This window comes from Actinotignum stranguriae, assembly GCF_051265215.1.
Taxonomy (GTDB): domain Bacteria; phylum Actinomycetota; class Actinomycetes; order Actinomycetales; family Actinomycetaceae; genus Actinotignum; species Actinotignum schaalii_C.
Map to the genome: position 1 here is coordinate 207,841 of NZ_JBOZCJ010000001.1, position 24,999 is coordinate 232,839.

Annotated in this window: 18 protein-coding genes and 2 tRNA genes; 5 read left to right on the forward strand and 15 right to left on the reverse strand. The window is 63.6% G+C overall.

The window, feature by feature from the left end; translation table 11 throughout:
• Nucleotides 1-27: 27 nt before the first annotated feature.
• Nucleotides 28-101: transfer RNA gene (locus ACRQEG_RS00945), tRNA-Leu, on the reverse strand.
• A 181-nt stretch (nucleotides 102-282) separates the two neighbouring features.
• On the opposite strand from ACRQEG_RS00945, the gene nhaA reads away from it, so the two are divergent.
• The gene (gene nhaA / locus ACRQEG_RS00950; RefSeq protein ID WP_087070451.1) at nucleotides 283-1,647 is read left to right on the forward strand and encodes a Na+/H+ antiporter NhaA; all 1,365 of its coding nucleotides are present in this window, start codon (nucleotides 283-285) and stop codon (nucleotides 1,645-1,647) included.
• Here nhaA and ACRQEG_RS00955 read toward each other — a convergent pair.
• The 9 genes from ACRQEG_RS00955 to ACRQEG_RS00995 form a co-directional block, all read right to left on the reverse strand.
• On the reverse strand, nucleotides 1,644-2,666 hold the full coding sequence (locus ACRQEG_RS00955; RefSeq protein ID WP_087070450.1) for a Ppx/GppA phosphatase family protein: 1,023 nt from the start codon (nucleotides 2,664-2,666) through the stop codon (nucleotides 1,644-1,646). The genes nhaA and ACRQEG_RS00955 overlap by 4 nt on opposite strands.
• A gap of 19 nt (nucleotides 2,667-2,685) precedes the next feature.
• The gene (locus ACRQEG_RS00960; protein ID WP_101595773.1) at nucleotides 2,686-3,279 is read right to left on the reverse strand and encodes a DUF501 domain-containing protein; all 594 of its coding nucleotides are present in this window, start codon (nucleotides 3,277-3,279) and stop codon (nucleotides 2,686-2,688) included.
• A 2-nt stretch (nucleotides 3,280-3,281) separates the two neighbouring features.
• Nucleotides 3,282-4,493, reverse strand: coding sequence for an FtsB family cell division protein (locus ACRQEG_RS00965; protein ID WP_284893172.1), 1,212 nt, complete (start codon nucleotides 4,491-4,493; stop codon nucleotides 3,282-3,284).
• An 881-nt stretch (nucleotides 4,494-5,374) separates the two neighbouring features.
• A complete protein-coding gene (gene eno, locus ACRQEG_RS00970; RefSeq protein WP_016443220.1) occupies nucleotides 5,375-6,655 on the reverse strand; it encodes a phosphopyruvate hydratase in 1,281 nt (426 codons plus the stop codon).
• A 219-nt stretch (nucleotides 6,656-6,874) separates the two neighbouring features.
• A complete protein-coding gene (locus ACRQEG_RS00975) occupies nucleotides 6,875-7,219 on the reverse strand; it encodes a hypothetical protein (protein ID WP_435717751.1) in 345 nt (114 codons plus the stop codon).
• A gap of 142 nt (nucleotides 7,220-7,361) precedes the next feature.
• The gene (locus ACRQEG_RS00980; RefSeq protein WP_284903768.1) at nucleotides 7,362-8,966 is read right to left on the reverse strand and encodes an LPXTG cell wall anchor domain-containing protein; all 1,605 of its coding nucleotides are present in this window, start codon (nucleotides 8,964-8,966) and stop codon (nucleotides 7,362-7,364) included.
• Nucleotides 8,967-9,344: 378 nt separating this feature from the next.
• Nucleotides 9,345-13,151 (reverse strand): transcription-repair coupling factor, encoded by a 3,807-nt coding sequence (mfd, locus tag ACRQEG_RS00985; RefSeq protein ID WP_284903767.1) that lies wholly within the window; start codon nucleotides 13,149-13,151, stop codon nucleotides 9,345-9,347.
• 159 nt (nucleotides 13,152-13,310) lie between these two features.
• Complete coding sequence (gene pth / locus ACRQEG_RS00990; protein ID WP_087070446.1) at nucleotides 13,311-13,898, reverse strand: aminoacyl-tRNA hydrolase; 588 nt, start codon at nucleotides 13,896-13,898, stop codon at nucleotides 13,311-13,313.
• Nucleotides 13,899-14,060: 162 nt separating this feature from the next.
• Nucleotides 14,061-14,702, reverse strand: coding sequence for a 50S ribosomal protein L25/general stress protein Ctc (locus ACRQEG_RS00995; protein ID WP_087070445.1), 642 nt, complete (start codon nucleotides 14,700-14,702; stop codon nucleotides 14,061-14,063).
• Between the two features lie 992 nt (nucleotides 14,703-15,694).
• Here ACRQEG_RS00995 and ACRQEG_RS01000 point away from each other — a divergent pair.
• Complete coding sequence (locus ACRQEG_RS01000) at nucleotides 15,695-16,435, forward strand: putative endonuclease domain-containing protein (protein ID WP_284903766.1); 741 nt, start codon at nucleotides 15,695-15,697, stop codon at nucleotides 16,433-16,435.
• A 62-nt stretch (nucleotides 16,436-16,497) separates the two neighbouring features.
• Here ACRQEG_RS01000 and ACRQEG_RS01005 read toward each other — a convergent pair whose 3' ends face one another.
• From ACRQEG_RS01005 to ACRQEG_RS01020, 4 genes are all read right to left on the reverse strand, one after another.
• Complete coding sequence (locus ACRQEG_RS01005) at nucleotides 16,498-17,259, reverse strand: sulfite exporter TauE/SafE family protein (RefSeq protein ID WP_284903763.1); 762 nt, start codon at nucleotides 17,257-17,259, stop codon at nucleotides 16,498-16,500.
• 11 nt (nucleotides 17,260-17,270) lie between these two features.
• On the reverse strand, nucleotides 17,271-18,254 hold the full coding sequence (locus tag ACRQEG_RS01010; RefSeq protein WP_016443229.1) for a ribose-phosphate diphosphokinase: 984 nt from the start codon (nucleotides 18,252-18,254) through the stop codon (nucleotides 17,271-17,273).
• Nucleotides 18,255-18,363: 109 nt separating this feature from the next.
• Nucleotides 18,364-19,476: an NTP transferase domain-containing protein gene (locus ACRQEG_RS01015; protein WP_435733751.1), complete on the reverse strand. Its 1,113-nt coding sequence runs from the start codon at nucleotides 19,474-19,476 to the stop codon at nucleotides 18,364-18,366.
• Nucleotides 19,477-19,544: 68 nt separating this feature from the next.
• Nucleotides 19,545-19,615: transfer RNA gene (locus ACRQEG_RS01020), tRNA-Gln, on the reverse strand.
• 70 nt (nucleotides 19,616-19,685) lie between these two features.
• Between ACRQEG_RS01020 and ACRQEG_RS01025 the strand changes: the two genes are divergently transcribed.
• The 3 genes from ACRQEG_RS01025 to ACRQEG_RS01035 all read left to right on the forward strand — a co-directional run bounded on the left by ACRQEG_RS01025 (nucleotide 19,686) and on the right by ACRQEG_RS01035 (nucleotide 22,960).
• The gene (locus tag ACRQEG_RS01025; protein WP_284903761.1) at nucleotides 19,686-20,474 is read left to right on the forward strand and encodes a TetR/AcrR family transcriptional regulator; all 789 of its coding nucleotides are present in this window, start codon (nucleotides 19,686-19,688) and stop codon (nucleotides 20,472-20,474) included.
• 267 nt (nucleotides 20,475-20,741) lie between these two features.
• Entirely contained in the window at nucleotides 20,742-21,770 is a 1,029-nt protein-coding gene (locus ACRQEG_RS01030; protein WP_284903759.1) for an ABC transporter ATP-binding protein, read from the forward strand.
• Nucleotides 21,770-22,960, forward strand: a complete 1,191-nt coding sequence (locus tag ACRQEG_RS01035; RefSeq protein WP_435706367.1) for an ABC transporter permease — start codon at nucleotides 21,770-21,772, stop codon at nucleotides 22,958-22,960. The genes ACRQEG_RS01030 and ACRQEG_RS01035 overlap by 1 nt, the downstream gene beginning before the upstream one ends.
• 109 nt (nucleotides 22,961-23,069) lie before the next feature.
• Here ACRQEG_RS01035 and ACRQEG_RS01040 read toward each other — a convergent pair whose 3' ends face one another.
• Entirely contained in the window at nucleotides 23,070-24,983 is a 1,914-nt protein-coding gene (locus tag ACRQEG_RS01040) for an ABC-F family ATP-binding cassette domain-containing protein (protein WP_435733752.1), read from the reverse strand.
• Between the last annotated feature and the right edge of the window lie 16 nt (nucleotides 24,984-24,999).

Genomic DNA, 24,999 nt, shown 5'->3' on the forward strand with positions numbered 1-24,999 from the left:
GAAAGACTTCTCGGTTTCCTCCATCAGTACCCCCGGACGGACTCGAACCGACACTGAACCGATTTTAAGTCGGGTGCCTCTGCCAATTGGGCTACGGGGGCTGAACATGCGAGCCCAACGGGCGCGTATGAACATCCCTAGAATACTACCTTGTTGCGCCACCCTGTAGAGTAGGAGGGATCCTAAGCGCGTCGCTTCACCGGCTTTACCTGCGTCGAGGGCCGCCCGCCGGTAGCTGCGCCGTCGTACCACCAAAACCTGGGCAGACAGAATCGAGAGGGAATGACACAGCGCGAGAACCGCGACACCACCGCGCACGAATCCGCCACCGCCGAAAGCGCCGAAACTCCGGAAACCACCGCGCAAACCGGGCAGCGCAAGCTCCGCACGGGGCTGCGCCGGGTGGGGAAACTCGCCGCACCGGTCACGCGTTACAGCCAGGCGCTGCGCAATGAATCTTTTGCCGGGCTGGTGCTGGTGATTTCCGCGCTCGTGGCGCTCATCTGGGCAAATTCCCCGGGCCGCGATACCTATTTCGCGCTGGCAGCCACAAAAATCGGGCCGGAAAGCTTGGGGCTCCACCTGGATCTGGCGCACTGGGCCGCGGATTTCGTGCTCGCGCTTTTCTTCTTCGTGGTGGGTATGGAACTCAAGCAGGAATTCACCATCGGCTCCCTCAACGACCCGCGCAAAGCGGCCCTGCCGGTGCTGGCCGCGCTCACCGGCATGCTCGGCCCCATCGGGGTGTATTGCGCCACCCAGGCGATTTCCGGCGCACATATTTATGATGGCTGGGCCATTCCGGTGGCCACCGATATTGCTTTCGCGCTCGGGGTGCTGGCGCTGGTGGGTAAAGGGCTGCCGAAAGCCGCCGGAATTTTCCTTATGACGCTCGCGGTGGCCGACGATCTGGGCGGAATTATCGTCATCGCGATTTTCTTCTCCGACGGCGTCAATTTCCTCTTCCTGGGCGGCGGTCTGCTGGTGGCGGCGCTTTTCGGCCTACTGTGCTGGAAAGGTTGGAACCGCTGGTGGCTGCTGTGGCCGCTGGCGTTGGTGTGCTGGTACTGCTTCTTCCGCGCCGGCGTGCACGCCACGATTTCTGCGGTGGTCCTCGGTTTCATGATCCCCACCTCCACCACCGACGCGGACGACACCCCGCTCACGGAACGCTATAGCGAACGGCTGATTTTCTGGTCGGCCGGGATTGCGCTGCCGATTTTCGCGTTCTTCGCCGCGGGCGTGAATATTACCGAGGCCGGCGGGATCACCGCGCTGCTCGCCGACCCGGTCGCTATCGGCATCTACCTGGGCCTCCCGCTGGGCAAATGCATCGGCATTTTCTGCGGCACCTGGCTTTTCGTGAAAGTCTTCCGCCTCAAATTGGGTGAGGGCCTGCACCTGGGCGATATTTTCCCCATGTCGATCCTGGCCGGCATCGGCTTCACGGTCTCGCTGCTTATCGCGCAGCTCTCCTTCGCGCCCACCGACCCGCACGAAGCCCACGCGCGCGTGGGCGTACTCCTCGGCACGTTACTTTCTGTAATTCTCGGGGCGCTCGCTACTCGGATACGGGTGCGGCATCACCGCGCTTCCGGTACCTTGCACGACGACGCCGCCCGCGGCAGCGCGGACCCGGCCGCCTAAACGACCGGCCGGGCGGGAGGCTGGGGTTCCCGAGCTGCCCAGAGGGCCAGGCCGTCAAGGATGTCGTGTTCCGAGGTGGTGATGGTGGAGAGCGGGCGGCCGGCGGCGCTGCGGCGCTGGGCGATGCGGCGCACCACTTCTTGCCAGACCAGCGCCCCGGCTCCGATCACGGGGGCACGCCCCGGGTGCATAAAGCCGAGCGCGGCGCGTTCCTCCAGGGGCGCGTGAATAAACCAGTCGGTGACCTTCTCAATATCGGCGAGTGGCATCGCGGTGCCGTGCACGGCCGCCGAATCGTAGGTATCGAGCCCGAGCCAGGTGGCGGTTACCGAGGTGACGGTACCGGCCACCCCGACCACCTCTTCGGCCTGCCCGAGGGGAACATGCTTTTCTGCTTCGTCCAAGGCCGCGCGAATATCGGCGCGGGCGCTTTCTAGTTCGGCCGGGGTGGGCGGATCGTGGCGCAGGTGGCGTTCGCGCATCCGCACCGAGCCAATATCCATGGAGTGGCTGGCGATCACGCTGCCGTCCGCGCGCCCGAGTACGAGTTCGGTGGAGCCACCGCCCAGGTCAATGAGGAGCACCGGGGAGGTCGGCGAGCTCAACGCCGAAATTGCGCCGGAGAAAGAGGTCTGGGCTTCTTGGGTACCGGTGAGCACCTGGGGGCGCACCCCGATCCGGGCCACGACCCCATCGAGGAAATCCGCCCGGTTGGAGGCATCGCGGGTGGCGGAGGTGGCGGCGAAACGAATGGAGGTCACTCCCGCTTCCCGGCACAGGCGCGCGTATATATCAACCTGGTTGAGGGTACGCTCAAGGGCTTCGGGGGCGAAGTGCCCGGTGGCATCCACGCCCTGGCCCAGGTACACAATTTCCATCTGGCGGGTTATATCGCTCAGGGAACTGCCGTCTTTTCCAGGAACGTCGGCGATGAGGAGGCGGATGGAATTGGTGCCGCAATCGATGCCGGCAACCCGCTGCGCAGGCGTGGTAGGCGTGGAGGTAACTGAAACCGCCATGGTCGGTTCTATGTCCTTTCTAGTGTGCTGCCGCGCTAGTTTCATCATCGCGGGAATTAGGCACGTCCTCGCAGTGGCAGGTGGTGCCATCCCAACCGACGAGGTCAAGGGCGCGATCCCCCAGCGGGCATACTCCCCGCCCCGCGCTCAGCGCGTAGCCGGCCAGCGCGTGCAAGCATTTTACCCGCTCGGGCATACCCCCGGCGGATACCCCGGCAATTTCCGGGACCTCACCGAGCAGGGAGCGGCGCGCTATATAGGATTCGTGGGCTGCCTGGTGGGCGGCCCGCAGTGCGGCGTCGTCGGATAGAGCAGCGGTCATGGTGGCCATTTCCCCGCGCGCTTCCAAGCGAGAAATTTCTTTGACCAGGTAGGGCAGGCACAGGTAGAAGAGGGTCGGGAAAGGTTCGCCGTGGCCGAGGCGCGGCAGGGTGATGGTGACCGCGGGGCGGCCGCAGGCGCAGCGTGCCCCGATGCCGACGAGGCCGCGCGGGACGCGCCCGAGCTGGGCGGCTACCTCGGCGCGGTCGGTGGGGCGCAGCGGGGTGGCGTTCGCGGCGATGCGGGTGAGAAGCTCGGGGGTGACGTCGCGCTCGGTGAGGACATCGGTCATGCTTATTCTCCTTCGGGGGCGGGCGCGGTATCTTGGGCAGGCGCGGTATTAGGGTCCTGGTTTGCGGCGTCTTCCGGCGCGGGTTCTTCTGCGGGCAGTTCTGCGGGTTGTTCTGCCGGGGCGGGAGCCGAGCTGTCCGCCGGTGTTTCACCTGCCGGCTGCGTGGCGTTATCCGGTTGCGGCGTGGGCGGCGTGTACATCGGGGCTTCGTCCGGGTTATCAATCTGCCCGTCCACAGAATTACCCGCGATGGTGATGGAATCCCAGCCGGTAATGTACCACGGGGTATTCGCGCGGCGTTCCCGATTGACGGTGGCCACGCGTTCTTCCAGCTGCTCCTGGGCGGTGCCCTCATTCGGATCCGCGCCCACGAAGAGCCGCTGGCCGGGAACAACGTAACCGAGCCGCACCCGAGCCTGGGCCCGCACGTAATCCGGGTCGTTCCACAGGGCTTTTTCCACTTCGAGCTCCCGGGTGTGCTGCTGCACATTTTCCAGCTCCGCGCGCACCGCCCGCAATTCGTGCTGCTGTTCTGAGAAACGCGAAACCGTGGGGGTCACAATAATAATGGCGAGGATCGCGAAAAGCGCGATGGCCACCGCACGCAGGCTCACGGTGTGCTGGCGCTGACCGGATTCCACTTTTATGGCGCGGCGCTGGCCTTTTTGCCCGGCTTTCTTCCCCCGCGAACCGCCCGGCCCGGAATGGCTGGTTTTATCCGAGCGGTTAATGGTGGCTTGGCGCTGATTGCCGCCCTGCCACGGCTTCCCTCCGGTGCGGGGCTTGGTTCCGGGCCGCGGGGCAGCCCCCGGGCGTGATGACGTTTCACTGCGGTAAGCGGCCCCGGCCCGCGCCGGGGAGCTGGCTGAACGAGCAGCTGAGTGAGGTGATCGAGCTGTGCGGGCTGAGCGTGCCTGCGCATCGCCGCCCGCTCCCCTACCGGGTCGCTTCGGTTTCCGACTACCTGCTTTACCGCGCGGCATGAGGTCGGATGCTTTTCGCGGGGTACCACTTGAGTGGGGGTTCGCCCCGGCTTCCCGGGGATTCAGCGCCGCATCTCGGGGGCGCAGCGCAGCATCCCTGCGTTTCAGCGCCGCGCCGCGGCGCTTCGCCTGATTTCCTTGGTTCGCTTCAGATCCTTGATTCCCCTGAACTCCGCGCGCGGAGATGCGGCGGTTGCGCTCAGGGCGCGAGGGTGGACGGCGAACACTCATGACTACCAGTCTAGGCGCCTGGCATCACCGCCCGCGAATAGGGCGCGCCCCCGCCAAGCTCACACAATGCATCCGGGTGATCAAGTCCCTCACAGGATGCAACCTCACGGCAGCGAGCCCCACAGGATTCAACCTGGCGACATCAAAACAATTTCTTAACGTAGCTGCCGTTGCACTTTGATTTCGACAAGCCTCAGCGACCAGCCCGCGCGAATCTCACGAGCCTCACGAAACCTCAATAGTCACACCAGCACCTGGGGAGGGGGCATGTGTTGTCCGCGCTGTAGTGCATATGTCGTACATGCGAAGTACACCTCGGAAAAACACCCCCGCCTCCCGCCGGGGCGGTGAACCGGCGGGAGCCAAAGTGCGCATTTCGAACCGTGCCCCCGTCAAGTGCGCATTTCGAACCATGCCCCCCGTCAAGTGCGCGTTAGAGACAGGAAATCGCCCCAAAACGGTGCTCTTAAGCGCACTTCACTTCGGGACCGCCGGGGCTAACCCGCTGACACCCGCCGCTACCCAACAAAGTGGTACTCCACGACAGCGGAACGAACAGAGTGGTACTGCACGACAGAAAATCGGGTGTTGGCTGTAGCTCCAGTACCACTTTGTGAACCGCCCCAATGATAGGCGGTCAGTTCTGCCGAGGGTTCACAAAAAGCAACTGGCCGCACACCCGCCCCATAACAAAGCGCCGCCCCTTCCCCGAAGAGAAGGAGCGGCACTCAGCGCTATATATGCAAGCCAGCAGCGCTACGGGCAGGCCAGCAGCCCTATCAGCAAGCAGCGCGCTATAAGCGAACCGGAAAACCGACCACCCGGCTACTCGCCACCGGCTACCTGATTACCCAGCTAGCCAGCCCGGAGCTTCCAGAGCCTTAGGCCTTGAAGCGCGGGAAAGCAGCGCGGCCGGCGTAGACTGCGTCTTCACCGAGTTCGTCTTCGATGCGCAGCAGCTGGTTGTACTTGTTGATGCGCTCGCCACGGGCCGGAGCACCGGTCTTGAGCTGGCCGGAGTTGGTGGCCACCGCGAGATCCGCAATCGTGGTGTCCTCGGTTTCGCCGGAGCGGTGCGAGGTCATCGTGCGGAAGCCGTTGCGGTGCGCGAGCTCCACGGCTTCGAGGGTTTCGGTCAGCGAACCGATCTGGTTCACCTTCACCAGGAGCGCGTTCGCGGCCTTGGTTTCGATGCCCTTCTGGAGGCGGGTGGGGTTGGTGACGAAGAGGTCGTCGCCAACGATCTGGACGCGATCACCGATTTCGGAGGTGAGCTTCTTCCAGGCATCCCATTCGTCTTCCGAGAGCGGATCCTCGATGGACACGAGCGGGTACTTCTCCACGAGCTCTTCGTAGTAGGCGATCATTTCGTCCGAGGACTTGGTGCCGCCCTCAAACTTGTAAACACCGTTCTCGAAGAATTCGGTGGCGGCAACGTCCAGGGCGAGACCGAAGTCCTTGCCCGGGGTGTAGCCGGCACGCTCAATAGCCTCGACGATGAGGTCCAGAGCTTCGGCGTTGGAATCCAGGTTGGGGGCGAAGCCGCCTTCATCGCCCAGGCCGGTGGCCAGGCCGCGTTCCTTGAGAACGCTCTTGAGGGTGTGGTACACCTCAGCACCCCAGCGCAGCGCTTCCTTGAAGGTTTCGGCGCCGATCGGAGCGATCATGAATTCCTGGATATCAACGTTGGAATCGGCGTGCGAGCCACCGTTGAGGATGTTCATCATGGGAACGGGCAGGATGTGGGCGTTCGGGCCGCCAATGTAGTGGTAGAGCGGCAGGCCGGCCGATTCGGCGGCGGCGTGCGCCACGGCGAGGGACACACCCAGGATGGCGTTCGCGCCGAGCTTGCCCTTGTTATCCGTGCCGTCCAGGTCAATGAGCAGCGCGTCAAGAGCGCGCTGATCGTTGGCGTCCATGCCAATGATTTCCGGAGCGATGATTTCGTTCACCGCTTCCACTGCCTGCTCGACACCCTTACCGAGGTAACGACCCTTATCACCGTCACGCTTTTCCACGGCTTCAAAGGCGCCGGTGGACGCGCCGGAGGGAACCGATGCGCGCTTGTAGGTGCCATCATCCAGGACAACTTCAACCTCAACGGTGGGGTTGCCACGGGAGTCGAGAATTTCGCGGGCGTTAACTGCCTCAATGAATGCCACAGGTACTCCTTCATATAGACCGTGCCACATAGTTGTGGCTACCTGCGCGGAATATCCGCTGTTTCTATTGTCTCTCAAAACACCCGCGCGCGTCATGTTCAGGCCGTGATTAACTCGGCGTTTTCGCCCTGAGCCGCGAAGATTTTCGCCCACTCGGGACTTTGGCACCGCGCGCGAACCACCCGGGTGCTAACTAGCTCACGAACACGTGGGGAGAGTTTAGTGCGCCGCGGTTTCTTCCGCTGCGCCGTTAGGTACGACGACGCCGCCCGCCCCGCTTTCTTCCTCTTTCACCACCGAGGTCAGCACGGGGTGAGCCAAGAAGGCGATGAGCGCGGCAACGCCGGCCAACTGCAGGGTAAAGATATCCATGAGCACCTTGACCACATATGCCAAGCCAACCTTCACCGGATCCGCGGTGCCAGCGGGAAGCTCATTGAGCTCCAGCATGGCGAAGGGCCCCGCAATCTGGAGGAAAATCGCGATGACCAGCAGCGCCCCCGCGACGCCGTACGTGCGCCGCGCAAAATTCTTGAGAAGATTCGGACTCACGTTCATCGTCATAACAACTCCTTTGTTGTGCTTTCCATCATTCTAAAGCAAGAAAATGTAACGTCACTAGTTTTTCAAAAAAGCGGGCCCGGCACGCGCTTGTATATCGCACGTGCCGGGCCCGCCCGAGCATCAGCTCATTTAATGGTCGCGTTTAGGCAGCACGACGCCGCCGCACCGCGAGCGCCCCACCGGCGAGCAGGGCACCGGAGAGGAGCGCCAAGGAAGCGGCTTCCGCACCGGTATTCGGGAGCTTCTTCGCCGACTTCTTCACCACGGTCTTGCCGGGCTTAGCAGGAGTGGCCGGTTTGGCGGATCCTGCCGGGGCCGGGTCCGCAGGAGCCGGCGCAGTGGGCTGCGCAGGCTGCGTCGGTTCCGCAGGCTGGGCCGGCTGAGTCGGTTCGGCCGGCTGGGTCGGGGCCGGGTCGGCCGGCGTGCATTCCTTGAGGGCGGAAACCTTCTGCACGATGCCGCGCACGGTTGCCTCGTGCTCGGCACGAATCGAGGTCAGCACGCCTTCGTCCACAACCGGCTTGAGCTTCTCGAGCGCCGCAGCGGTGGCTGCCTGAATATCGGCTTCGGCCTGGGTACGCGCGGCTTGCGGAGCGCAATCCAGCGCGGCCAGGGCCTTGAGCTGGGCGGCCTGTTCGGCTTCAATAGCGGCTTTCGCTTCACTCAGCTTGGTAGCCCAGGCATCAAGGAGCGGAAGCACATGAGAGAAGGTATCGGCAGCATAGTTATCCGGGGAAGCATCGAAAAGCTGCTGGGCCGCATTGCGTACCACCGGGTTCTGCAAGCCCGCGATGAGAGCAGCGGTATCCGCCTTGGCCTTGAGGGAGCCGGCCTTGCGGACCAGGTCACGCACCCGGTCCGAGCTCTGCCCGTAAGTGGTTTTCACGCCGTTGAATTCTTTTTCACCGGAGATAATCCAGCGCAGCTGTTCCAGGCGAGCATAATCGGCATCCCCAAGCGGGGTAATGGTGGCGGGATCAATATCCTTCCACCACGTCTTACCGGTCAGCTTCTCAGCTTCGGGGCGGTACGCGGTAGCTTCACGCAGGTAAGCAACATCCTTCTTGAGCTGGGCGAGGGTCTCCGCATCAATATAGGAAACATCCCCGTTGAGCACCGCGTCACCGGCGATGATCATCTTCTCGTAAGCTTCGAGGTTCTGCAGCACAATAATGCCGTTGAGGCACTGGTTGAATTCCTTGCTCTTACCCTGCTTAGCGAGGTCGATGCAGGAACGAATCTTCTGAACGACTTCGCTCTTATTTCCGGCCGCGGACTTCTGGAATTCTTCGTTGACCCGGCGATCCATTTCCGCAACAGTCTTGGCCGTCTTGGTCACTTCAACAATGGCCTTGTCCAGGTCAGATACCCCGTTGGAGTAAGCATTTACATAGGCTTGCGCGGCCGCAACGAAGCGCTGATCCACATAGGCCTTGGAGTAATGAGAGGCCTGATTCTGCAGCGCACTGACCATCCAGGCATCGGCCTGATCGGCCGGGGTAGCCCCCAGGGCTTCGTTAATCTTGCCCGCGGCGTAGTCGGCGGTGCTGGTATCAGCAGCGGCGGCATCTGCCGGCGCGCCCGCACCGCCAGCGCCCGCAGCTCCGGCACCCGAAGAGGCATCTGAAGCAACCGGCGCGGTGGCTCCGTTCGGGCTCGTCGAATCCGCGAAAGCCGCGCCCGCGCCGCCCAGCATCACCGTGCAGGCGGTCGCGGCAGCCACGACACCTCTGAGTACTTTCTTCATATTCTTCCTTACGCTAAGAGCAGCCACTCCACAGGGCCACCACCATCGGTGCCGTTGCGTCATCCTATGTCTTGGATTTAGGCGCCCTTAACGAACATAAACACACGAGCACGCCAGCTTTCCACGCGGGTACCCGCAGCTCATCCCATCTATTCCACCGCCACAACGTACAATTTAATTTATCAAATCACGACAGGATTGATAAAGGTACTTCAAAATCACAATCGTCACACAGGTAAGCATGCGGGCAGGCCAGCGAGCCAGAAACACCGGCTACACCGTGTGACGAAGCCCGCTGGGGCATCCCGAAACGGGCCCTATAGTACAAACCCCGGAACCTCGGCCACACGTCCGGAATAACCCGCGGCGGCCCCGCCGCTACCCCACCGAGGAAATAAATACCGCGGTAATGAGATGGGACACCCAGTCAAGCAGGTCATCACCTTCCATGGGCGCACCGCTCCCGAGGCGCGCGGAGGTCTGCGCCACCCCGAGCGTTCCGGGGCGAAGGCCGCCCGCTCCAGCGCGCGTGCTTCCCCCGGCAGCGCCCCCGCCGCTCCCCGCGGCGGGCGCGGGCGGGACAGGCACCATGAGGACTCGAACCGCGGGCTTGAGCATCGCCCCCGGATACAGGCGCTTGAGGCGCGCCTGCCGGGAATCGGGCAGCGCCACCGGCGTGAAACGCACATTGCGCCCCATCTGGGTAATTTCCTCCAGCCCGGCACTGCGCGCCAGGTCACGCAGCTGCGCGATCCGGAAGAGCCGCGCTGCCACGTCGGGAATCTCCCCGTAGCGGTCGCGCAATTCCGCCCGAATTTCCTCGCGCTGGTCCTCCCCGCGCGATGCCGCCAACTTGGTGTAAATCTCCAGGCGCAACCGTTCGGAAGGCACGTAATCCTCGGGTAGGTAGGCTTCCACCGGCAGCTCAATGCGCACATCGCTGCTGGCGTCGTCGTCGCCCGGAATCTCCCCGCGCATTTTCGCAACCGCTTCGGAGACCATGCGCACGTACAAATCGAAACCAACGCCCTCGATGTGACCGGATTGTTCGCCGCCGAGCATATTGCCGGCCCCGCGGATTTCGAGGTCCTTCATGGCGACCTGGGTGCCGGCCCCGAGGTCGGTATTCGCGGCGATGGTGCGCAGGCGTTCCAGGGACGTTTCCGTGAGCGCGCGGTCCGGGTCGTACAGGAAATACGCGTAGGCGCGCTCGCGCCCGCGGCCCACGCGCCCGCGCAGCTGGTGGAGCTGAGAAAGCCCGAGCTTATCGGCATTATCCACAATGAGCGTATTCGCATTGGAAATATCGAGGCCCGTTTCCACGATGGTGGTGCAGATAAGGACGTCGATCTCGTGATTCCAGAAATTCTGAATAACATTTTCCAGATCGCGTTCGCTCATTTTTCCGTGGGCGACGGCGATGCGCGCCTCGGGCACCAGCTCGCCGAGCTGCGCGGCCACCCGGCCCATATCCCCCACCCGGTTATGCACGTAAAAAACCTGGCCGTCGCGCAGCAACTCGCGGCGAATCGCAGCACTGATCTGGCGATTTTCCCGCGCGCCCACGTAGGTGAGAATCGGGTGGCGCTCCTCGGGCGGGGTGGCCAGGGTGGACATTTCCCGCACCCCCGTGACCGCCATTTCCAGCGTGCGCGGAATCGGGGTGGCCGACATCGAGAGCACATCGATATTCGGGTACATCTGCTTGAGGGTCTCTTTATGTTCGACGCCGAAACGCTGCTCCTCGTCAATCACCACCAGGCCGAGGGCTTTGAAACGCACATTTCCCGTGAGTAGGCGGTGGGTACCGATGACCACATCGATACTGCCGTCGGCGAGCCCGGAGATGACCTCCTCCGATTCGCGCGCGCTCTGGAAACGCGAAAGCGCCGCCACCCGCACCGGGAAGCCGGCGTAGCGTTCCTCGAAAGTCTCGCGATGCTGCTCCACCAGCAGGGTGGTCGGCACCAGAACCGCCACCTGGCGGCCATCCTGCACCGCCTTGAAAGCCGCCCGCACCGCAATCTCGGTTTTGCCGTAGCCCACATCCCCGGAAATAAGGCGATCCATGGGAACCGGCTTTTCCATATCGGCTTTCACTTCGTCGATAGTGTGCAGCTGATCGGGGGTTTCCACGTAGGCGAAGGCGTCTTCGAGCTCGCGCTGCCAGGGCGTATCCGGCGAAAATGCGATACCCGGGGTGGCCATGCGCTGCGCGTAGAGGCGAATAAGCTCCGAAGCAATTTTGCGGGTGGCAGCGCGGGCCTTCGACTTGGTTTTCTCCCAATCGGCCCCGCCCATTTTATTGAGGCTCGGGGATTCCCCGCCCGAATACTTCGACACCTGGTCAAGCTGATCGGTGGGCACCCAGAGCTGATCGGGTGGCCCGCCGCGCCGCGACGGCGCATACTCGAGAACAATATATTCGCGCTGCCCGCCTTTACCGCCAATCGTGCGTTTTTCCATCCGCACGAAACGGCCCACCCCGTGGCGGTCATGCACCACAAAATCCCCGGGAGTTAGCGAGAGCGGATCAACGGCATTCTTGCGGCGCCGCTTGGGCAGCGTGCGCATATCCCGAGTGGAGGAACCGCCCCGCCCGGTCAGATCCGCACCCGCGTACACCCCGAGCTGCTGGCCTTCCATAACGAAGCCCTCGGCGATGGGCGCGGCCACCACGTAAACCACCCCGGGTTCGAAGTGAGCGGGGAGCTCCGCTACCGCGCTGGCCGGAACACCCAGCTCACCGAGCTGTTCCGCGTAGCGGCGCGCCAAGCCCGGCCCGTCCACCACGAGCACCTGCCGCACCCCGCGCCGTGCCTGCTCCCCGATAGCGGCGAGAGCCTCATCAACTTTCCCGAGGAATTTGCGCGGTTCGCGCGCCGCGACAGCGGCGCCGGCGTCGTCGTTCTTGGTGGTGCTCCCGGTGGAAGCGAGGCGACCCGAAGTAGTCCCGGCGGACGCGCTGTGTCCGGCGACGGCACTGCCGGACAGCGCGTTGCCGGACAGCGCGTTGCCGGAAAAGCCGCCGAGCGTCCACCAGGCCTGGCCGCGTTTCAGCGCTTCCGCCCGGGTGGCCGCGACACTCGCGAAACTCGCCGCATTGGCCTGCACCGGAGGCGTGCCGCCGGCCGCCGCCGCACTCCAGGCCGCCGCTAGGAATTCCTCCGTGGTGGCGATCAGCGATTCGGCGCGCTGGTCCACGCGCTCCGGCTCGATAATGAGGAGGCGGGCGGTGGCGGGAAGCACGTCCACCACGGCGTCCATGCCGTCCACGAGCACCGGCGTGAGGGATTCCATGCCCTCCGGGGCGATGCCGGCGGCGATTTTGTCGAGCATATCGGTGGCGCCGGGCAGCTCGCTGATGAGCGAGCGGGCGCGGGTACGCACCGATTCAGTGAGGAGAATTTCGCGGCAGGGCGGGGCGTAAAGTTCTTCGCGTTCCTCCATGGAACGCTGGTCGCCCACGGAGAAGGTGCGGATTTCGTCCACGGTATCGCCGAAGAATTCCACGCGGATGGGGTGGCGTTCCGTGGGCGGGAAAACGTCCAGAATGCCGCCGCGCACCGCGAATTGGCCGCGGCGTTCCACCATATCAACCCGGGTGTAAGCAGCGTTCACCAGCGCATTTTCCACCTCCTCCATGGGGGCGTCCTCGTTGAGGCGGATACGCACCGGCGCCAGGTCGCCCAGACCGCGGGTAATGGGCTGAAGCAGCGCGCGCACCGGCATAATGAGGAGGCGCAGCGGCTCGAATTCCTCCGGATGGGCCAGGCGACGCAGAGTGAGCAGGCGGCGAGCCACCGTATCCGAACGCGGAGACAGGCGCTCGTGCGGGAGCGTTTCCCAGGAGGGGAACACCGCGATCTGCTCCGCCGGAAGGTAGGCGCGCATCGCGCCCTCAAGGATTTCAGCCTCCCGCCCCGACGCGGTGATGGCCACGTGGAGGGGTGCGGGGGTGGCGGTTTCTGCGGTGGGGTTTTTCGGGGCAGCGGTTTCTGGTACGGCGGCCGTGCCGGTTTGCCGAGCCGCGCTTTCCGAGGCATTCGCGCGCGCGAGGTACGCCAGGGCCGGCGGCACCACCCCGCGCGGCATCGGAATATCCAGGCGGGTGGCGGTCGAGGCGGCAGCGCTGCTCAGGGCGGGATCGGCGCCGATGAGCGGCAGCAAGGATTCTAATTGCACGGGACGCTCGTTTCCTTCCTCGTCCTTCTGGGGTTTCGGTTCTCGCTCGGCGCAGCGCGGGCGCGGTGCCGGCGATTTAGCGCGCAGCGCGGGCGGTTCGGCGCCGTATTTGCGCGGATCCGCGCCGTATGCCGCGGCGCCGCCGCTCCACGCCGCCGGCTAATGCTTCGTATGCAAACGCATCGTGGCGCTTTCCAGCCCGTTGCGCAGCACATCCTCCACGGCGTCCGCGGCCTGCGCGATAAGCACATCAAGCTCCTTGCGCTCCGTCGAGCTAAAGGGCCGCAGCACAAAATCGGAAGGGTCCTGGCGCCCGGGCGGCCGGCCGATACCGAAACGCAGCCGAATATAATCCTTCGAGCCCGTGGACTGCGAAATCGACTTGAGCCCGTTATGCCCGCCTTCGCCCCCGCCGCGCTTGAGGCGCAGAGTCCCGAAGGGGAGATCAAGCTCATCGTGAACCACAATAAGATTCTCCACCGGGCAGTCGTAATAGCGCAGCAGCGCGCTGACCGGCCCGCCCGAGGTATTCATGTAACACTGGCACGTGGCAAGAATGACCTGCTCACCGGCCTGCCCGGGCGCCACCCCCACCCGCGCGGAAAGCTGGTTCGTCTGGGTGGCGCCGTGCGAGCGCAACTGCCCCCCGCAACGCGCGGCGAGCTCCGCCACCACCATATGCCCACAATTGTGGCGAGTTCCGGCATAGGTAGCACCGGGATTGCCTAATCCAACAACAGCGTACATGCGTTCCTCCTGTGCATATTCAACCGTACCCGCTTGCCCGGGATTGTTCCGCCTCTGCGTACTTCATATTTTTTACGACGACGCCGACACGGCACGCGGCCGCGGACATTGCGTCCGCGGCCGCGTAAGAGTCACTCGTGGCGAGTGAGGTGCATCGCCGAATTACTCGCCGGCACCTTCGGAAGCTGCCGCTTCTTCGGCTGCTTCTTCTGCCTGAGCTTCGGCCATGGCGGCGTCGGCTTCTTCCAGAGCCTTATCAACCTGGGGCTCCATGACCAGGGACACGATTTCTTCGCCATCGACCAGGGCTTCCACATCCTCGGGAAGCTTGAGGTCGGCCACGGTCACGCGAGCGCCATCTTCGAGACCTTCCACATTGACCTCGATGGATTCCGGAATATCGATCGCCGGGGCGGAGACCAGGATATTGAGGAGTTCCAGGGTGTTGATAAGGCCGGGAGCCGGTTCGCCCACAACGACCACCGGAATTTCAACCTCGACCTTTTCGTCGCGCTTGACGCGCAGGAAGTCCACATGCTCGATGGAGCGGGAGAGCGGGTTACGCTGAATGTCCTTGACCAGCGCGAGGGTCAGTTCACCGTCGATGGTGAGGCTGACCAGAGCATTCGGATTGCCCTTGACCGCGAGGAACAGATCGTGAGCATCCAGGTGCACGTGCACCGGCTCGATTCCGTGCCCGTAAAGCACGGCGGGAACGCGCCCATCGCGGCGCAGGCGGCGAGCCGCGCCCTTGCCAAATTCATCACGGGTTTCGGCAGTCAGCTTCGCAGCATCAATAGCCATGATTCTCCTTCGTCAGATTAGCGGTCACCCGAGTGGCGGGCTGACCTCGATATTGTCGATATGAACACCCGCGCCGCACACGCCGCGCCGGGTGGTGGCCTCGTTAAAGCAGGCCACCCGAAGGAGCGCCTGCCGCGTCGATAACGGAAGAGTCCGCGAGCGCGAATCCCGATTCCCAGCTCCCCTGCCCCGCAGGCTTACCAGAATCGCCATCCCGTAGACCGGGCGATTCCCCAATTCAACGACCGGGTGATTCCGCGCTTCGAGCTCCCTCCCTCGCCGAAGCAACGCCGTCAATTTTAGGGCGACGGCGGCAAAAAACAAAGTTTTTTGCCGCTCCTCACACACACGCGCCCTTCCTGCCCCACCAGCCCCCTCACGTTCCGAGGAGCTCCACCGCCCGAACCCGGAACACCCCCGCTGCCCCACCACCAACTCCGCCAGAATCCGCCCCGCCAGCTGGCGCCGTCGTCGTACCACCCCTACCCCACACACAAAGTGCGCATTTCAAACCACCACCCCCGTCAAGTGCGCGTAAGAGACACAAAACCAGCCGAAAACGGTGCTCTTACTCGCACTACGTTTTGGCCCCCACCCCGGAGATCCCTGTGGAGCTTACTGGCGGCTTTCCGCGCGATTTCTACCTGTGGATAACAGCACCTTCCTGTGGATAGCCGCTTGCCCGAACCACCACTTGCCTGAATACTCACCTCATGGTCAATAAACCCCGTGAATCGGTACCAATCCCACCCATCTTCAGCCTCGCACAGCTGGACGCTCTGGGGTTGCCCCGAACTCTCGCCCGGCGCAATTGTTTCCAACTATTGACACGGGGGATCTACCGGGACACCCGCCGCGATTTTACGGAAGTCGATGTCCTCATCGCTATGCAACATAGATTCCCACGAAGCGTAGTGACAGGAATGTCCGCAATGCGCCTCTGGGGTTTACCGCTCCCACCCCGCTTCTCGACATGGGACGACTCTAAGCCCGTGGATCTATCTACACACGCTAAACAGGACAAACATCCCCACCCCCTCATCCGCTGGGATCGCACGCAACTGCTGGACAGCGACATCGAAACGATCTGCACGCCCGGCGGGGACCTGCGCATCGCCTCCCGGCCCCGCGCCGTGCTAGCGAGCGTGCCGGATCTATCGTTTTACCAGCTCATCGCGGCAATCGACGCGCTCCTGCGCATTCCTCGCCAGCGCTTCGAGGGGAGGTCGGCGCCCTACGCCACCCGCGAGGGACTGGAGGCTTTCCTGGCAGAACACCCGAGCTGGAATTTTGTGGCGCACTTCCGCGCGGCGCTGGCCTGGGCGCGGGTGGGCGCGGATTCGCCGATGGAAACCCTGCTGCGACTCCTTATCGCCATGGCGGGATTCCCGGAACCGCGCCTCAACCAGCGGCTTCTCGCCCCGGACGGCTGCCCGCTCGGCCAACCCGATATGCTTTTCGAGGAGCAGCGCATCATTGTGGAGTACGACGGCGCACCTCACCGAGACGCCTCCCAGCAGGTCAAAGATCGCCAGCGGCGCGAACTCCGCACCAGCTACGGCTGGATCGAACTTCAGTTTTTCCACCCGGATCTCCACCTCCCTCGGCGGCTCGTCCGCATGATGTTCAACCCGGGCAGACCCGCGCTCCCACGCATCGCGAGCGGCGAAGTTCCCGCAACCGCTCACCTCGCCGAGGCATTCCGCCAGCGCGGGTGGCGGATGAAGAACTGAGCCGGTGGCGGATGAGGAACTGAGCCGGTGGCGGATGAGGAACTAAGGGCAGCCGCGCCGCCCTACCCCAACGCCCGCAGCATCAGCCAGATCGCGAGCGCTGTCCCGAAGATGCCGACCAGCCAGCGCACCACACCACCGGGGAGGAAACGCTGGAGGTGCGGGCCAACCATCCCGCCCAGCAGCCCGCCGAGCATCATGGTCAGCGCCGCCGCGTAATCCACTTCCCCGGACCAGATGAAGAACAGTAGCGCGGTGAGATTTGCGCAGCCGAGCACCGGAGATTTGAGCAGCAGTGCCTCGTGGGTGGTCATCGGGGTGAGGATCGCGGCGATGCCAAGATACACAACCGCCGAGGCCGCCCCGAAATAACCTCCGTACACGCCCAGCACACCCACTAGCACCAGGAAGGTAGGAACCGGAATATTCGCGTGGATGCCGCGTCGTTCCAGGTAGGGGCCAACCAGCGTGGAAAGGGTGGCGATGAGAACCAGCCAGGGCACCACGAACTCGAAAACTTTCGGGTCGAAAGCCAGCAGCAGCACCGCGCCGATAGCTCCGCCCACCGCGCTGATAAACATCTGCGGCCACAACGGATAGGCCTGCACCGCCCGCATGGAGCGCCAGCCGGTCAGCACCGAGCCCAGGCTGCTCCCGAAATTATTGATCGCATTCGTCACATTGGCGGTAATCGGCGGGAATCCGAGGGCCAGGAGAGCCGGGTAGGTGACCAGCGAAGCCACCCCGGTCAGGTATCCCACAATGCCGCCCACCAACCCGGTAGCGAAGACAAGTACGGACAGCGCCCAGCTCGATGTGACCACCACGTGCGTTTTTAGTACGCGCCGTCAAATAGCGAGGTCACCGAGCCATCCTCGAAGACTTCGTCGATGGCGCGCGCCAGGGTGGGGGCAATGGAAAGCACCGTCAAGCCCTTGAAACGCTTCTCATCGGGAATCGGCACGGTGTCGGTCACCACGAGTTCACGAATCGGCGCATTGGAGAGCCGCTCGACCGCTTCCCCGGAAAGCAACGCGTGGGTGGCCGCCACGATAACGTCCTTGGCGCCGGCATCCTTAACCACGCGAATCGCGCCGACCAGCGTGCCGGCGGTATCGATCATGTCGTCAACAATAATGGCGGTCTTACCGGCCACATCGCCGACAACCCGGTTAGCCTTCGCGGTATTGGCCTTCTCAATATTGCGGGTCTTATGCACAAAAGCCAGCGGAATTCCGCCCAGGCGCGAGGACCACTGCTCGGCCACCTTAATACGGCCGGCATCGGGTGAGACCATAACGGCGTCGTCGCCGGTAATAATGGAGCGGACATATTCGACCAGCGTGGGCATCGCCCACAGGTGGTCCACCGGCCCGTCGAAGAAACCCTGGCTCTGCGCGGCGTGCAGATCCACGCTCATAATGCGGTTCGCGCCGGCCGTCTTGAGCAGATCGGCCACCAGCCGCGCCGAAATCGGTTCGCGGCCCTTGTGCTTCTTGTCCTGACGAGCGTAGGGGTAGTACGGCGCCACCACGGTGATGCGCTTGGCGGAGGCACGCTTGGCGGCATCCACCATGAGCAGCGTCTCCATCAGCCATTTATTAATGGGGCTGCTGAAGGCCTGCATAATAAAAACATCCGCCCCGCGGATCGACTCCTCATAGCGGATGTAAATTTCTGAATTTGCGAAATCGTAGATGGTGGTGGGCAGCATGCTGATATGCAGGCAGCGCGCAACCTCCTCCGCCAACTCCGGATAGGCGCGGCCCGTGGCTAGGACCAGCCGCTTATCGTTCGATACCCGCATTCCCGTGCTCATTGTGCTCCCCCGATGTGTTTCGCCTGCTTGGGTTTTTCGACGTTGTCAGCTTATGCGATCGCGGCGCTACCCGCTACCCGGTAAACGGTGTTTACCGCCGGAACAGTGTTTACCCGCCGCAGCGGTGCTGGGCGGCTTCCCCGAGCGCAATCGCGTGCCGGGCACATTTACCGGCCGGAATGAGGCAATCGCGCAGGTGCACATGCCGCGCCCGCGCGCCTTCCTCCACGATGACATTGCTCAGTTCCCCGGGCCCCACGTGCCCAAACCGCGCTACCCGCGTGGTTCCGCGCAAAATTGTATTAGGTTCGACGACGCAATCCGGCTCCAGTTCCACCTGGACATCAATCCACGCTGTGGCCGGATCAATAATGCTCACCCCGCTGCGCATCCACTTTTCCCCGATGCGTCGATTCATTTCCCGGCGCAGGGCCGCCAGCTGGACCAGGTCATTCGCACCCTCCACAGCCAGGTAATCACTGCTTACATAAGAACCGACCCCGGCGCCGAGCTGGTACGCCCGCGCCACCACATCGGTCAGGTACATTTCCCCCTGCGCGTTATCGGTGCCCAGGGTCGCCAGCGCCTCGCGCAAAAACGCGGCATCGAAAATATAGGTAGAAGTATTGATTTCGTTGATGGCACGCTGCTGCGCACTTGCGTCTTTATCTTCTACGACGGCGCAGATGGTGCCCTGGCTATCACGCACAATCCGCCCGTAGCCAGCCGGATCAGGCACCCGGGCGCTCAGCACGGTGACAGCGGGGTTGGCGGGGGTAGCCGGAGCGGTAGCGGCGTCGTCGTTCATGTAAACAGTGTTCCCGCACGAACTGCTGCCGTGAACACTGTTCCCGTGGGCGCGCGCGAGCTCCCCGAGAATCTCCCCACCCAAAAGCGGGGTATCCCCGGCCATCACAAGAACCGGGCCACTCACCCCCGCACCCAGGGCTTCCATCCCGCACCACACCGCGCGGCCGGTGCCCTTGATCTCATCTTGATCGGCGATCATGACCGAATCGTCCAGCTCAAGCGCGTGGGCAGCCACCCGATCCCGTTCGTGGCGCACCACCACAACAATATGGCGGGGATTGAGGCTGCGCGCGGCGGTGATGGCGTGCCCGAGCAGCGTGCGGCCGCACACCTCATGCAAAAGTTTCGGGGTGGCTGATTTCATGCGAGTTCCCTGGCCAGCAGCCAGGATGACGACAGCGGAGAGATCCATGCCTTCCCTTTTCTGGCGGCAATGCGCCCTATATTTCGCCACGGGCGCTGACGCTGCGCCCGAAAACGTTCCGCCACTAGGATTCGAACCTAGAATAACGGTTCCAAAGACCGCTGTGTTGCCGTTACACCATGGCGGAAAACTGCCGACGCGCGGGCCGGCACCGATATAGTCTAACCGACCGAAGCGCTCCTGGCATAATACTAAGTATGAAACAGACCTCGCCTGAGGGCACGAACGGCATTGATGCCGCCCGCGCCGCCGATAATACGCTCGCTCACACCGATCAGAACATCGAACAGAACACCGCTGCCACCACCGCGGATGCCTCCACTCCGACCACGACACAGACCCCCGCACCTGCCCCCGCCCCGGAAAAGAAGCGGGTGCGCATGTCGCGAGCGGACCGGCGTAAACAATTGGTGGGCGTGGCCCGCGAACTTTTCGCGGCCCAGGGTTTCGACGGGGTCTCCATCGAAGAAATCGCCGCGGCCGCCCAGGTCTCCAAGCCGGTTGTGTACGAACATTTCGGCTCCAAAGAAGGCATTTACAACGTGGTAGTGGATCGCGAGCTCGTCACGCTCACGGAATTACTTTCCGCGCGCATGAACATTGGCCTGCCCGAGCGCGAGGTGCTCGAGTCCATCGTCGTCGCCGTGCTGGATTATATTGAGCATAACGACGACGGTTTTCGCCTCCTCGTGCAGCGTTCGCCGGCCACGCTGGGCGGGGATTCCTTCTCAACCGTGATCGCGGATGTGGCTGATTATGCCTCGGATTTGCTGGCGCCCATGCTCGGGCGCAATGGTATTTCTCCGCAATACGCCCGCATTTACGGGCAGACGCTGGCCGGGGCGCTCGGCCAGGTGGGCCAGTGGTGGGTGGATGTGCGTCAACCCGATAAAGAAACGGTAGCCGAGCACGTGGTCAATTTTATGTGGAACGGCTTGCGCGGGCTGGAATCGCAGCCGCGCCTGCTCACCCGCGGCGGGCACTGAGCGCGCGTTGAGCGTGCGTGGGAACGCGCTGAGCCGGCACTAAGCGGGCACTGAGCCGGCGCGCATCCGGCATAATCCGGCCCGTCCCCCTTTCTTAATCTAGGTTTCACCGGGACTCTGGCATAGGATAGACGGCGACACGCAAATAGAACGATGGCGCTCTAGGTGACGTCACCGGTCTTGCGCGCGGCGGTTGCCCGTGTCTGGGCGGGCGGCGCGCTACCCTAGAATATTCATCAATCGCACAATAGCAAGGACGTACCCTTTATGCTCTCCGTTGAGAACATCTCCAAGAGTTTCGGGTCGCGCAAAGTGTTGCAGGATCTTAGCTTCGCGGTTCGCCCCGGTGAAATCTTCGGTTTCGTCGGCTCGAACGGGGCCGGGAAAACCACTGCGATGCGCATTATGCTCGGCCTCCTGAGTAAAGATTCCGGGCAGGTGACCTGGAATGGCCAGCCCATTGATTTCGCGGCACGCCAGCGCATCGGCTATATGCCAGAAGAACGCGGCCTCTACCCGAAGATGCAGGTCGATAAGCAGCTGATGTATTTCGCGCGCCTGCACGGGATGAGCCCGGATGCGGCACAGGCCGCTATGGAACGCTGGACGGATCGCCTCGGGGTGGGCTCGCGCCGGGAGGATGCCGTCCAGAAGCTTTCCCTCGGTAACCAGCAGCGCGTGCAGCTGGCCGCCGCTCTCATTCACGATCCCGAACTCCTCATCCTTGACGAACCTTTCTCCGGTTTGGACCCGGTGGCGGTGCGCACCATGAGCGATACGCTGCGCCAGAAGGCCGATGAGGGCGTTCCGGTTATTTTCTCCTCCCACCAGCTTGACCTGGTCGAACGCCTCTGCGATAGCGTGGGAATCCTCGCGGGTGGAAATATCGTGGCCCGCGGCACCGTAGATGAGCTGCGTAATTCCGGTAACCCGCCCTACGCACTGGCGGTGCGCGCGGAGGAAACCGCGCTGCGCACGGCCCTCAGCCAAGCCGGATTCACCGTCCACCCCGATCCGCTGGCCGGCACCTCGGAGGCGCCGCTGAGCGCGGGAATTGCGCGGGTGCTCGTGGAGACCGCGCCCGCTAACCCCACCCCCACCGCAGACCCCACCGCCGCGCTTCTCGCCGCTGCCCAGCAGGCCGGCACCGTGGTGGAATTCGCCCAGCGCCGCCCCCACCTCACGGAATTGTTCCGCGACGTTGTTCAGGTGCCCTCCACAAACGAAGATGACGCGGCCGCACCCAAGAAAAAGCGCGGCCTGCTCGGCTCGCTGTTCGGAAAGAAGGCTAAGTAATGGTACGCATTGTTTTCGCACGCGAGTTCAAGAACGTTTTCGCTTCCCGCGCCACCATGATTTCCCTCGCGGTTATGTGGGTCATCGCTATTGTGGCCGGCTTCGCGGGCCGCGTCTTCCTGGGCGGAGACGATGAAGCTAACGGCGCCGCCCCGGCCGCGCAAGCCCAGGGCATTTACCTGGAGGCCAGCGCCGCGCAGCTCCAGCCCTACCTGGAGAGTGCCGGTTTCGCCGCCCTCCCCACCTCCAATATCGCCGCCGAGCTGGCCACCGAAGAACCGGAAGCGGAAATCGGCATTTCCGGCACGGCCCTCGATCCGCAGATCGTGGCCACTTCCCCGGATCCGAAGGAGCTGCCCGCTCTCAAGAAGGTGCTCAGCACCTATGTGCTGGAGGAATCCGGGGTGGATGCCACGGTCCTCGCCCACCTGGATACTATTAATAATCTCCGGGTTCAGACGGTGAATTACACTCCCTCCGGTTTCGATGCGAATCCCATTGGTTTCCTTATCGGCTCGGTGAGTGCCATGCTGATTTTCTTCATGGTGATGGGCGGCATTGGCGCGGTAGGCGCCGGCGTCGTCGAAGAAAAATCCTCCCGCGTGGTGGAAATTATTTTGACCACGGTCCGCCCGCGCGTCCTGCTGCTCGGCAAAGTGCTGGGCCTGGGCGCCGGCTGGGTGGTCATCCTCTTCGGTTATATCGGCGCGATTATTACGGGCGTGGCCATTTCCGGGCTGGTTCCCGATCTCAGTTTCCTCCAGGAATTCGGGCTGGCCGGCATGGTGGCGCGCACGGTCGTGTGGATGGTGCTCGGCTACTTCACCGCCACCGCGCTGGTGGGCGGGCTGGCGGCCACGGTGTCCCGCCAGGAAGACCTGGCCGGCATCAACACCCCGGTCATGTTCCTCCAGTTCATCCCGTTCTACACCGCGCTCTACCTTATTCCGGCGCTGCCCGAGGCCGCGGTCACGAAGATTCTCTCCGTGCTGCCGTTCTTCGGCCCGTTCATGATGCCCATGCGCGCGGCCATCGGCGAGGTCCCGCTCGTGGAAGAACTGGCGGCGGTCGGCATCAACGCGCTCGGGGTCTTCCTGCTGGCGATTCTGGCCGGCAAGATTTACGAACGCTCGATTTTGCGGATGGGTGAGCGCGTCAAGCTCACGCAGATTTTCCGTAAGGCCGCCTAAATTCTGATGTAGTACGACGACGACGCACGCGGGGCCCGGGATTCTCCCGGGCCCCGCGTGTGTGTACGCCTGGCGGAATGGCCATTCTGGCTGGGTGGGTGCGCTCGCCTTAGCCCTCGGCTACTTCAGCTGCCTCCAACCACTGTTCTTCCAGCTCGTCAAGCTGGCCACTTGCCTCACTTAGCTCTTTGCCAATGCGCGCGAGTTCCTCATAGTCCCCGCTGACCGCGCAGGCGGTGCTGCGCTCCTCCAGCGTGGTGATCTGCTCGCGTAGCCGATTCATCCGTTTCTCGATGCGCTGCACTTCTTTGCGGGCTTCGCGCTGGAGGGCACTCGCGCTTTTCTCAGCCCGCTCCCCCGATGCACCGGACGCGGCTGCCGCAGCCCCGGAGCTGCCGGAGCCGCCTGCACCGCCGGCGCCCGCACGAGCATCTGCACCCGCGCGCGCTCCAGCCGCGCCCTTGGCACCCTCGCGCTCGCCCCGCTCCTCTTCACGCAGCCGCAAATACTCATCCACGCCGCCCGGCAAATCCCGCACGTGGCCACCCAGCACCGCGATCTGCCGGTCCGTCATGCGTTCGAGCAGGTAGCGGTCGTGGGAGACCACAATGAGGGTGCCCGGCCAGCCGTCCAGCACATCTTCCATCGCGGCGAGGGTATCGGTATCCAGGTCATTCGTCGGTTCGTCCAGGAGCAGCACATTCGGTTCGGCCATGAGCAGGCGCATGAATTGGAGGCGGCGCCGCTCCCCGCCCGAAAGTTCACTGACTCGCGTCCAGGCACGTTCGCGGGTGAATCCCATCCGCTCGGTCACCTGGCTCGCGGTGAGTTCCTTCTTCCCCACCTGCACGCGAGCTGCGACGTCGTTCACGGCCTCCACCACCCGCAAATCCGCAACCTCATCGAGTTCGCGAGTGTGCTGGGATAGTTCCGCGAGTTTCACGGTGGCTCCGCGTTTGACGTGCCCGGTTGTGGGCTGGAGCCGCCCGGCAATGAGCGCGAGCAGCGAGGATTTCCCGGCACCGTTCGCGCCCAGGATCCCCACGCGTTCACCCGGCGCAATCCGCCAGGTCACCCCGCGTAAAATTTCCGGGCCGCCGCCGTAGCGCAGGCTGACGTCCTCAAGATTAACCACTTCTTTACCTAAACGAGCGGCGGCCATGCGCGTCATTTCCACGGTATCGCGCGGGGCCGGAACATCCGCAATAAGATTTTCCGCCGCTTCGATACGGAAACGTGGCTTGGAGGTGCGGGCCGGGGCGCCGCGCCGCAACCACGCCAGTTCCTTCCGCAATAAGTTATTGCGTTTTTCTTCGGCGAGTGCGGCCTGGCGTTCCCGCTCGGCCCGCTGGAAAATATAATCCGAATACCCACCCTCGTAGGTTTCCACCCGGCCGGGAATCTGCCCGCGCGGACCCTCCACCCCGGGCACCACTTCCCACAGGCGGGTGGCCACCGCATCTAGGAACCAGCGGTCGTGGGTGACGGCCACCAGCGCCCCGCGCGGGCGCGGCCCACCGAAACGTTCCTTAATATAATGCGCCAGGAAAGTAATACCCTCCACGTCTAAATGGTTGGTCGGCTCATCAAGAATAATAATATTTGCCTCGCGGGTGAGGGTATGGGCCAGGGCTACCCGCCGGCGCTGCCCGCCGGAAAGCTCACGCACCCGAGCCTGGAGGGGAATATCGGGGAGCAGCCCGGCATGCAGGTCCCGCACCCGCGCGTCACTGGCCCATTCGTGGCGGGCGGTTCCGGCGTGAATCGCCTCGAGCACCGTGGTATCGGGCAGCTCATCGGCCTGGGTGAGCGTGGCAAATGTCGCGGTATTGGTCGGGATCACCTCGCCGCTGGTGGGCGCAAGCCGCCCGGTGATGAGGCGCAGCAGCGTGGTTTTCCCTCCCCCGTTTGGGCCGACGACGCCTATGCGGCTGCCGTCCTCTAAACTCAGGGAAACGTTGCTGAGAATATCGCTGCTTCCCAGGCTGACGCCCACGTCATGTACCGAAAGTAAATGTGCCATAGCTGGTGGTCCTTGG

Excerpts from the sequence above, each read along its gene's own strand:
- nhaA (WP_087070451.1), top strand. The coding sequence starts at position 283 with ATGACACAGCGCGAGAACCGCGACACCACCGCGCACGAATCCGCCACC.
- ACRQEG_RS01015 (WP_435733751.1), bottom strand. The coding sequence starts at position 19,476 with ATGGATCTCTCCGCTGTCGTCATCCTGGCTGCTGGCCAGGGAACTCGC.
- pth (WP_087070446.1), bottom strand. The coding sequence starts at position 13,898 with ATGTACGCTGTTGTTGGATTAGGCAATCCCGGTGCTACCTATGCCGGA.
- ACRQEG_RS00980 (WP_284903768.1), bottom strand. The coding sequence starts at position 8,966 with ATGAAGAAAGTACTCAGAGGTGTCGTGGCTGCCGCGACCGCCTGCACG.
- ACRQEG_RS01025 (WP_284903761.1), top strand. The coding sequence starts at position 19,686 with ATGAAACAGACCTCGCCTGAGGGCACGAACGGCATTGATGCCGCCCGC.
- ACRQEG_RS01040 (WP_435733752.1), bottom strand. The coding sequence starts at position 24,983 with ATGGCACATTTACTTTCGGTACATGACGTGGGCGTCAGCCTGGGAAGC.
- ACRQEG_RS00965 (WP_284893172.1), bottom strand. The coding sequence starts at position 4,493 with ATGAGTGTTCGCCGTCCACCCTCGCGCCCTGAGCGCAACCGCCGCATC.
- ACRQEG_RS00960 (WP_101595773.1), bottom strand. The coding sequence starts at position 3,279 with ATGACCGATGTCCTCACCGAGCGCGACGTCACCCCCGAGCTTCTCACC.
- ACRQEG_RS00995 (WP_087070445.1), bottom strand. The coding sequence starts at position 14,702 with ATGGCTATTGATGCTGCGAAGCTGACTGCCGAAACCCGTGATGAATTT.
- ACRQEG_RS01030 (WP_284903759.1), top strand. The coding sequence starts at position 20,742 with ATGCTCTCCGTTGAGAACATCTCCAAGAGTTTCGGGTCGCGCAAAGTG.
- ACRQEG_RS00955 (WP_087070450.1), bottom strand. The coding sequence starts at position 2,666 with ATGGCGGTTTCAGTTACCTCCACGCCTACCACGCCTGCGCAGCGGGTT.
- ACRQEG_RS01035 (WP_435706367.1), top strand. The coding sequence starts at position 21,770 with ATGGTACGCATTGTTTTCGCACGCGAGTTCAAGAACGTTTTCGCTTCC.
- ACRQEG_RS01010 (WP_016443229.1), bottom strand. The coding sequence starts at position 18,254 with ATGAGCACGGGAATGCGGGTATCGAACGATAAGCGGCTGGTCCTAGCC.
- ACRQEG_RS00975 (WP_435717751.1), bottom strand. The coding sequence starts at position 7,219 with ATGACGATGAACGTGAGTCCGAATCTTCTCAAGAATTTTGCGCGGCGC.